The sequence below is a fragment of the Pseudomonas endophytica genome (genome assembly GCF_001411475.1).
GTDB classification, from domain to species: domain Bacteria; phylum Pseudomonadota; class Gammaproteobacteria; order Pseudomonadales; family Pseudomonadaceae; genus Aquipseudomonas; species Aquipseudomonas endophytica.
The window spans coordinates 1-9373 of sequence record NZ_LLWH01000052.1 but is presented as its reverse complement, the minus strand read 5'-3'; the positions used below and the strand labels follow the sequence as shown (position 1 = coordinate 9373).

Below are 9373 nucleotides of genomic sequence, written 5' to 3'. Positions count from 1 at the left end.
CGACCTGAGCTTTATGGTCTGGTATTTACTCGGCCCGCTGGCGGTGCAAATCGCCGCCGACCTGCACCTCACCACCCAGCAGCGCGGGTTGGTAGTGGCCACGCCGATTCTGGCTGGCGCCGTGCTGCGCTTCGCCATGGGGATGCTGGCTGATCGCTTGTCGCCGAAAGTTGCCGGGGTGATCGGCCAGATCATTGTCATCAGTGCGCTATTCGTGGCTTGGCAGCACGGCATTCACAGTTATGAACAAGCGCTTTTGCTTGGGCTGTTTCTGGGCATGGCAGGCGCTTCGTTTGCCGTGGCCCTGCCGCTGGCCTCGCAATGGTATCCGCCACAGCATCAAGGCAAAGCCATGGGCATTGCCGGGGCGGGTAACTCCGGCACGGTGTTCGCCGCCCTGCTGGCTCCGGTGCTGGCCGCCGCTTATGGCTGGAGCAACGTTTTTGGCTTTGCTCTGATCCCATTGGTGCTGTGTTTAGGTGTGTTCGTTTGGCTGGCTAAAAACGCACCCGAGCGACCCAAAGCCAAGTCCATGAGCGACTATTTCAAGGCGCTGGGCGACCGCGACAGCTGGTGGTTCATGTTTTTCTACTGCGTGACCTTTGGCGGCTTTATCGGCTTGGCCAGCGCCCTGCCCGGCTACTTCAACGATCAATACGGCTTAAGCCCAGTGACCGCCGGTTATTACACCGCCGCCTGCGTATTCGGCGGCAGCTTGATGCGCCCGCTAGGTGGCGCATTGGCCGACCGTTTCGGCGGCATTCGCACCTTGCTGGGCATGTATGCCGTGGCCACCATCAGCATCGCGGCTGTGGGCTTCAACCTGCCTAATTCCTATGCCGCCTTGGCGCTGTTTGTGTGCACCATGCTCGGCCTTGGTGCAGGGAACGGCGCAGTGTTCCAACTGGTGCCGCAACGTTTTCGCCGTGAAATTGGGGTCATGACGGGCCTGATCGGCATGGCCGGTGGTATCGGCGGTTTTGCCTTGGCAGCGGGCATGGGCGCGATTAAACAAAGCACCGGCAGCTATCAGTTAGCCTTGTGGCTGTTTGCCAGCCTCGGCGTATTAGCGTGGTTTGGCTTGCACGGGGTGAAACGCCGCTGGAGAACCACGTGGGGTTCGGCGGCTGTCACTGCCGCCCGCGTGTAAAGGCGCCATGAGCCTGCAACTGAGCTTGGCCCAAGCCAGCGCCACCGGCCCGCGTGCTGAGAATCAGGACGCGCTGCGCGGCGTCACGCCCGCACCGGCATTGGCCGCGAGCAAGGGTTACTTGTTCGCCATTGCTGACGGTGTGAGCCAATGTGCCGATGGCGGTCTGGCCGCCCGCTCGACCTTACAAGCGTTGGCGCTAGACTATTACGCCACGCCCGAAACCTGGAGCGTGGCACACGCCTTGGAGCGTTTGCTGATCGCGCAAAATCGGTGGTTACAGGCCAACGGTGGCGGGCAACCGCTGCTGACCACACTCAGCGCGTTGGTACTACGTGGTAGGCGTTTTACCTTGGCCCACGTGGGCGATTGCCGGGTGTACCGCTGGCACGCCGAACGCTTGCAGCGCATCAGCGATGATCACGTCTGGGAACAACCCGGCATGCAGCACGTACTTAAGCGCGCATTGGGGCTGGACCAACATCTGGTAGTGGATTTCCTCGACGGCGAAGTGCAATTGGGGGAAACCTTTGTGTTGCTCAGTGATGGCGTATGGTCGACCCTAAACGACACCGCCATCGCCGCTGTGCTGCGTGATCAACCCGTGTTGCAAGACGCCGCGCAAACGTTGGTCAACGCCGCGCACCTAGCGGGTAGCCAAGACAACGCCAGCGCTCTGCTGGTGCGGGTCCAAGCACTGGGCGAAACCAACATCGGCGATGCTTTGATTCAATTGCAGCAATGGCCGCTGCCGCCATCGCTCAAATCAGGGCAAACCTTTGAAGGCTGGCAGGTTGAATGCCAACTCGCGCAGAGCCAGCAATCGCTGCTGTACCGCGTGCGCGATGAGCAACAACAACCTTGGCTACTGAAAACCTTGCCCGCGCACCTGCGTGACGAACCCTTAGCCGGGCAGGCCTTGTTGTCCGAAGAATGGTTTCTGAAGCGGGTGGCGGGCCGTCATTTTGTCCAAGTGCATGCCGCCAGCCAGCGCCAGCATCTGTACTACGTGATGCGCGAATACCCCGGCATCACCCTGCAAACGCTCTATACCCAGAACGGTCCGCTACCCCTAGAGCAATGGCGGGAGTTGGCCGAACGCTTGTTACGGGCTGTGGGCCTGTTACATCGACGACAGATTTTTCATCGCGACATCAAACCGCACAATCTACTACTGGGCGATGACGGCGAACTGCGTCTGCTGGATTTTGGTTTGGCTTACTGCCCCGGCCTGTCTGAAGACCTGCCTGGCACCTTACCCGGCACCTCCAGCTACCTCGCCCCGGAGGCGTTTCTCGGTGCCGCGCCTTCTGCGCAACAAGATGTCTACGCGGTGGCGGTCACGTTGTATCAACTGCTGACGGGGCATTACCCGTATGGCGAAATCGAAGCGTTTCAGCGTCCGCGTTTTGGGGTGCCGGTCAATGCCAGTCGTTACCGGCCTGACCTGCCGCAATGGCTGGAGCAGAGTCTGGAGCGCGGTGTTGCCGCTGACCCGGCGCAGCGATTTGAAACCGCAGAAGAGTGGCTGCTGCAATTGGAACAGGGCGAGCGCCAAAGCTTGCGCGTGCGCCCAAGGCCGTTGTTGGAGCGCGAACCGCTAAAGGTCTGGCAGGCGGTGGCGCTGGGGTCGTTGATGATCAATCTGGTGCTGATGTTTTTGATCTTTCATCACTGATGGGTCGATCAAAAAATCAAAAGATCGCGAGCAAGCTCGGTCTTATCAAACATGAAGTCAGTTATTGATTTCAAAAGACACCACTGTGTTCGTAGGTGTGGACATGGGTATCTACACAGGGTGTGCTGGCAGACAAATATCCCGCGTAGGAGCTGCCGCAGGCTGCGATCTTTTGAGGTTGAGGTAGAAGATCAAAAGATCGCAGCCTGCGCCAGCTCCTACAAAAACGATAGGCACCCAAACGCCGTGCACGATGGTGTTTCGGCGACCACAGACTTAGCCCGTTTGCTACGCGACAGCGCGACGTCTGGACGACAGGGAATCTCCTACAGATTGAATTGCTCCAATAACGTGCAGGCTGCGTTGATTCGGTGCAGGTAAAACCTCGCCCCAGTCTTTATCCCCCAATAAACACAGGCTTTTGAAAGTTGGCACAACCACTGCATTAGCTAACGTATCAACTCATAAAACCCAGTCTTCAACGACGAACACCGGGTTTCCCGAGAGAACGGGACAAGGACAAAGGCGTCCTCGCTAGGTAACTGGCGGGACGCCTTTTTTTGTGCGCGCAGTATTTGTCGAGTAAGGCCCCAGTGCCCTGATGTGGCCGGTCAACGCTTGCGGAGAACCTGATGAAAAAATTAAAACTCGTGATGATCGGTAATGGCATGGCCGGGGTTCGTACCCTGGAAGAATTGCTTAAATTGAGCAATGAGCTTTACGACATCACCGTCTTCGGCGCCGAACCTCACGCTAACTACAACCGAATCTTGCTATCGCCAGTATTGGCCGGTGAGCAAACGTTTGAAGAGATTGTGCTCAACGATCTGGATTGGTATCTGCAAAACGACATCAAACTGCTGCTTAACCGCAAAGTAGTGAAGATCGACCGGGTTAAACGCCGGGTGATTGCCGAAGACGGCACCGAGGCCGAGTACGATCGGCTGTTGATTGCCACCGGTTCGACCCCGTTTATCCTGCCCATCCCCGGCAATACCCTGAACGGGGTGATCGGTTACCGCGACATTGCCGACACCCAAGCCATGATCGACACCGCCAAAACCCACACCCATGCTGTCGTCATTGGCGGTGGCCTGTTGGGGCTGGAGGCCGCCAATGGTCTGATGCTGCGCGGGATGCATGTGACCGTGGTGCACCTCGGTGAGTGGCTTTTGGATCGCCAGCTCGACCCCGTCAGCGGCCAGTTGTTGCAAACCGCTCTAGAGGCACGCGGTCTGCATTTCCGCCTGAGTGAACAGACGAAGGCGCTGCACGATGCAGGCAATGGCCGGGTCGGATCGGTCGAGTTCAAGAACGGTGACATTATCCCCGCCGATCTGGTGGTGATGGCCGCAGGCATTCGCCCTAATACCGAGCTGGCCGAGCAATGCGCGATCCCGTGCAACCGCGGCATTCTGGTCAATGACACCCTGCAAACTTATGACCCGCGTATTTACGCCATCGGCGAATGCGCCAGCCATCGCGGTATTGCTTACGGCTTGGTCGCCCCGTTGTTTGAACAAGCCAAGGTTTGCGCCAATCACCTAGCGCAGTTGGGGTTTGCCAGCTATCAAGGCTCGGTGACGTCGACCAAGCTCAAGGTCACCGGCATCGACCTGTTTTCGGCAGGCGACTTTATGGGGGGCGAAGGCACTGAAACCATCACCCTGTCCGATCCGATTGGCGGGGTTTATAAAAAGCTGGTGATCAAGGACGACGTATTAGTCGGCGCTTGCCTGTACGGCGATACCGCTGACGGCGGTTGGTATTTCCGACAGATCCGTGAGAATCACGCCATTGGCGAGATCCGCGATCACTTAATGTTCGGCGAAAATGCTATCGGCGATGTCGGCCATCAAGGTCAGGACAAGGCCATGAGCATGGCCGACAACGCTGAAGTCTGTGGCTGCAATGGCGTGTGCAAAGGCACCATCGTTAAAGCGATTCAGGAACACGGGCTGTTCAGCGTCGACGAAGTCAAAAAACACACCAAGGCCGCCAGTTCGTGTGGCTCGTGCGCAGGGCTGGTTGAGCAGATTTTGATCAACACGGTGGGCGGCGCTGCCGATGTTAAACCTAAGAGCGAAAAAGCCATCTGCGGCTGCAGTGACCTCAATCACGGGCAAATCCGCCAGGCCATTCGCGAGCAACATCTGCTGACCATCGCGGGTACTCAAAGCTACTTGAACTGGCGCACACCCAACGGCTGCGCCACTTGCCGACCCGCGCTCAACTATTACCTGATTTCTACCTGGCCAGGCGAGGCCCGCGACGATCCACAATCGCGCCTGATCAACGAACGCGCTCACGCCAACATCCAGAAAGACGGCACCTACTCGGTCGTGCCGCGCATGTGGGGCGGTGTGACTAATCCCTCCGAGCTACGGCGCATTGCCGATGTGGCTGACAAATACGCCGTGCCAATGGTTAAGGTCACAGGCGGGCAGCGCATCGACTTGCTGGGGATCAAAAAGCAAGACCTGCCGGGCGTATGGAAAGACTTGGACATGCCCTCGGGCCACGCTTACGGCAAGTCTATTCGTACGGTAAAAACCTGCGTGGGCAGCGAGTTCTGCCGCTTTGGCACTCAGAACTCAACGCAGCTGGGGATCGACCTGGAACATGACCTGTTCAATATGTGGTCGCCGCACAAGGTCAAACTGGCCGTCTCCGGCTGCCCACGCAACTGCTCTGAAGCGGGGATTAAAGACGTCGGCATCATCGGCGTGGACTCAGGCTGGGAGATGTACATCGGGGGTAACGGCGGGATCAAAACCGAGGTCGCCGAATTCTTCGTCAAGCTTAAAACCGCCGAAGAAGTACGCGAATACAACGGTGCATTCCTACAGCTGTACCGCGAAGAAGCCTTCTACCTCGAGCGCACCGTGCATTACCTGCAACGGGTTGGCATGGAGCACATCAAGAAGGCGGTACTCGAAGATCCCGAGCGTCGCAAAGCGCTGAATGACCGCCTGCAATTTTCCCTGTCGTTTGAGCAAGACCCATGGAAAGAGCGCCTGGAGCAGCCACAACTGAAAAAAGAATTCGACGTCATCGCGCTGAAGAACCTGGAGGTAGTGGTATGAACTGGCTAGATATTTGCTCTCTCGACGAAATCAACGCCTTGGGTTCTCGGATCATTAATGGGCCGAAAGGCGACATCGCGATTTTTCGCACCAGCGACGACGAAGTGTTCGCCCTTGACGACCGTTGCCCGCACAAAGGCGGCCCGCTGTCTCAAGGTTTGATCTACGGCAAGCGTGTGGCCTGCCCGCTACATAATTGGCAAATCGACCTGCAAAGTGGTGAAGCCCAAGCCCCGGACATTGGCTGCGCACATCATCATGCGGTGCGCGTCGAAAATGGCCGCGTGCAGTTGGCCCTGCGGGACGCAGGCTGATGGAGCGCCAGATCACCGCTTCTACCTGCTGTTATTGCGGGGTCGGCTGCGGCGTGCTGATTGAGCACGACGGCGAGCGCATCTTTGGCGTCAGCGGCGATCCGGCGCACCCGGCCAACTTCGGAAAACTATGCAGCAAAGGCTCGACACTGCACCTGACTGGCGACCTGAGCGCACGTGCGCTGTACCCGCAGCTACGCCTCGGTAAGGCCCTGGCCCGGGGCCGCACCGACTGGGACAGCGCGCTCGATCACGCCGCCAGCGTGTTTGCTAAGACCATCGCCGAGCATGGGCCTGACAGCGTGGCGTTTTATGTCTCAGGGCAGTTATTGACCGAGGACTACTACGCCTTCAACAAACTCGCACGGGCGCTGGTCGGCACCAACAATATCGACAGCAACTCGCGGCTGTGCATGTCGTCTGCCGTGGTCGGCTACAAGCGCAGCCTTGGGGCCGATGCACCGCCGTGCAGCTACGAAGACTTGGAACTGAGCGACTGCGTCATGATCGTCGGCAGTAACATGGCCTACGCCCATCCGGTGCTTTTTCGTCGATTAGAAGAGGCCAAAGCGCGGCGCCCATCCATGAAGGTGATCGTCATCGACCCTCGTCGTACCGATACCTGCGATTTGGCCGATCTGCACTTGGCCATTCTTCCCGGCACCGATGTGGCTTTGTTTCACGGGATTTTGCACCTACTGCTGTGGGAAAACTGGGTAGACCACGACTTTATCAATGCCCACACCGACGGTTTACCCGCGCTCAAACAACGGGTGCGCGATTACACCCCGTCGATGGTGTCGCAGCTCTGTGGCATCAGCGTCGAGCAACTGGAGCAATGCGCACAGTGGGTCGGCACCTCGCCGAGCTTTCTATCGCTGTGGTGCATGGGGCTGAACCAGTCGACGGCGGGCAGCGCCAAAAACAGCGCCCTGATCAACCTGCATTTGGTCACCGGACAAATCGGTCGTCCTGGCGCAGGGCCTTTCTCATTGACCGGTCAGCCGAATGCTATGGGCGGGCGCGAAACCGGTAGCTTGTCCAATTTGCTGCCCGGCCACCGCGACGCTGCCAATGCCGAGCATCGCGCTGAAGTGGCGGCGTACTGGGGCGTTGAGCAACTCCCGGCCAACACGGGGCTGACCGCTATCGAGCTATTTGAGCGTGTGGCCAGCGGCCAAATCAAAGCGTTGTGGATTGCCTGCACCAACCCGGCGCAGTCACTCCCGGACCAAGTGGCCGTGCGGGCAGCGCTGCAAACCTGCCCTTTTGTAGTGCTGCAAGAAGCCTTTCACACCACCGAAACCGCAGCCTTCGCTGACCTGTTGCTGCCTGCGGCCAGTTGGGGCGAAAAAGAGGGCACGGTGACCAACTCCGAACGGCGAATTTCCCATGTGCGCAAAGCCGTCGTCGCACCTGGCGAAGCGCGCTCCGATTGGGCCATTACCGTAGATTTCGCACAGCGTCTGGAAAAACACCTGCGCCCCGGAATGCCCAGCCTGTTTGCCTTTGATCACCCGGCGCAGTTGTTCGACGAATTCAAATACCTAACCCGTGGCCGCGATCTAGACCTCTCGGGCATTAGCCACGCACTGATCGACCGTCTCGGCCCCCAGCAATGGCCATTTCCTGAAGGTGCGGTTGAAGGCACTGCGCGACTCTACGGCGACGGAAAATTTCCGACAGCCAATGGTCGCGCCCAGTTTATTGACGAGCCTTACCGCGCCGCCAAAGAGCAGCGTGACGCTCGCTTCCCGCTGACCTTGATCACCGGCCGCCTGCGAGACCAATGGCACGGCATGAGCCGCACCGGCACCGCAGCGCAACTGTTCGGCCACGTCAGTGAGGCCGTGCTGAGCCTGCACCCGGATGAGTTGCGGCGCCATCGTCTACAACCCGGCGACCTGATCAACCTTAAGAGCCGCCGCGGGGCCGTCATATTGCCGGTGAGCAGCGACGACAGTGTGCGCCCTGGCCAAGCGTTTTTACCGATGCACTGGGGCGACCGCTACCTTAAAGGCGGGGTCAATACTCTGACGTTGCCCGCCTTCGATCCGCTGTCCAAACAGCCAGAACTCAAACACAGCGCCGTGCGGCTGGAACCCATCCACCTGCCCTGGCATTTGTTCGCGCTGGTTGAGGGGGATGCAACGCAGAGTGTTCAGTCACACTTCGAGACGTTGCGCCCGCTGTGCGAAAGCTTTTCTTACGTGAGCCTCAGCCTTACCGGACGTGAGCGCCCTGCGCTGCTGATCCGCGCAGCCAGCGCCGTCGCACCGGCCCCCCAACTGTTAAGCGACATCGACCAGTGCTTAGGGCTTAACGAGGGGCCGGTATTGGCCTACGACGACCCACGCCGCGCCATTGGCAAACGGGTACGCATTGAGCACGGGCGCATTACCGCGATTCGGCTGGCCGGTGAAACCTTAGCCCGGCATTGGCTGCAAGATCTGTGGCAAGAAGGTCGTGCCGATCAACAACTGCGACGCTGGCTACTGGCCCCGCTGAGCGCGCCGCCGGGCAATGCCAACGTGCCCGCTGGCGGCAACAAGATTGTCTGCAACTGCAAGAACGTGAGTCAGGCCGCAGTGTGTGATGCCATCGCTCAAGGACAGGACTTGCCAGGCTTGAAAACAACACTGGGTTGCGGCACGCAATGCGGCTCGTGTGTCCCAGAAATCAAACGTTTATTGGCTGCTCACACGCAGCCCATCGCCGTCATCGCGTAAGGAATACACCATGAGTGCAAAAGTCTGGTTGGTGGGTGCAGGGCCGGGTGACCCGGAATTACTGACGCTTAAGGCGGTGCGCGCCCTGCGTGAGGCGGATGTGGTACTGATTGACGACTTGGTCAATCCTGCGGTGCTGGAGCACTGCCCCGGTGTACGGGTGGTCGCGGTGGGCAAACGCGGAGGCTGCCGCTCCACACCTCAAGCGTTTATCCAACGTCTGATGCTGCGTTACGCTCGCCAAGGCAAATGCGTGGTGCGGCTCAAAGGCGGTGATCCGTGCATTTTTGGGCGCGGCGGCGAAGAGGCGCAGTGGTTGCGCGAACACGGCGTTGAAGTGGAGCTGGTTAACGGCATCACTGCCGGTTTGGCAGGTGCAACGCAATGCGATATGTCGCTGACGCTGCGCGGCGTGG

Annotated in this window: 6 protein-coding genes; all 6 read left to right on the top strand. The window is 59.1% G+C overall.

What is annotated here, in order from left to right; genetic code table 11:
- The coding region (locus AQS70_RS05305) for a nitrate/nitrite transporter (protein ID WP_055101864.1) at nucleotides 1-1150 on the top strand (1150 nt) is incomplete at its 5' end.
- Between the two features lie 7 nt (nucleotides 1151-1157).
- On the top strand, nucleotides 1158-2828 hold the full coding sequence (locus AQS70_RS05300) for a bifunctional protein-serine/threonine kinase/phosphatase (protein ID WP_055101863.1): 1671 nt from the start codon (nucleotides 1158-1160) through the stop codon (nucleotides 2826-2828).
- Nucleotides 2829-3460: 632 nt separating this feature from the next.
- Nucleotides 3461-5914, top strand: a complete 2454-nt coding sequence (gene nirB, locus AQS70_RS05295) for a nitrite reductase large subunit NirB (RefSeq protein ID WP_055101862.1) — start codon at nucleotides 3461-3463, stop codon at nucleotides 5912-5914.
- Nucleotides 5911-6228 carry a nitrite reductase small subunit NirD gene (gene nirD / locus AQS70_RS05290; protein ID WP_055101861.1) on the top strand — a complete coding sequence of 106 codons (318 nt, stop codon included), beginning with the start codon at nucleotides 5911-5913 and terminating at the stop codon, nucleotides 6226-6228. Before nirB ends, nirD begins: the two co-directional genes overlap by 4 nt.
- A complete protein-coding gene (locus AQS70_RS05285; protein ID WP_055101860.1) occupies nucleotides 6228-8957 on the top strand; it encodes a nitrate reductase in 2730 nt (909 codons plus the stop codon). Before nirD ends, AQS70_RS05285 begins: the two co-directional genes overlap by 1 nt.
- A gap of 10 nt (nucleotides 8958-8967) precedes the next feature.
- Nucleotides 8968-9373, top strand: a 406-nt coding sequence (gene cobA / locus AQS70_RS05280; RefSeq protein ID WP_082428037.1) for a uroporphyrinogen-III C-methyltransferase, incomplete at its 3' end; no start/stop codon positions are given.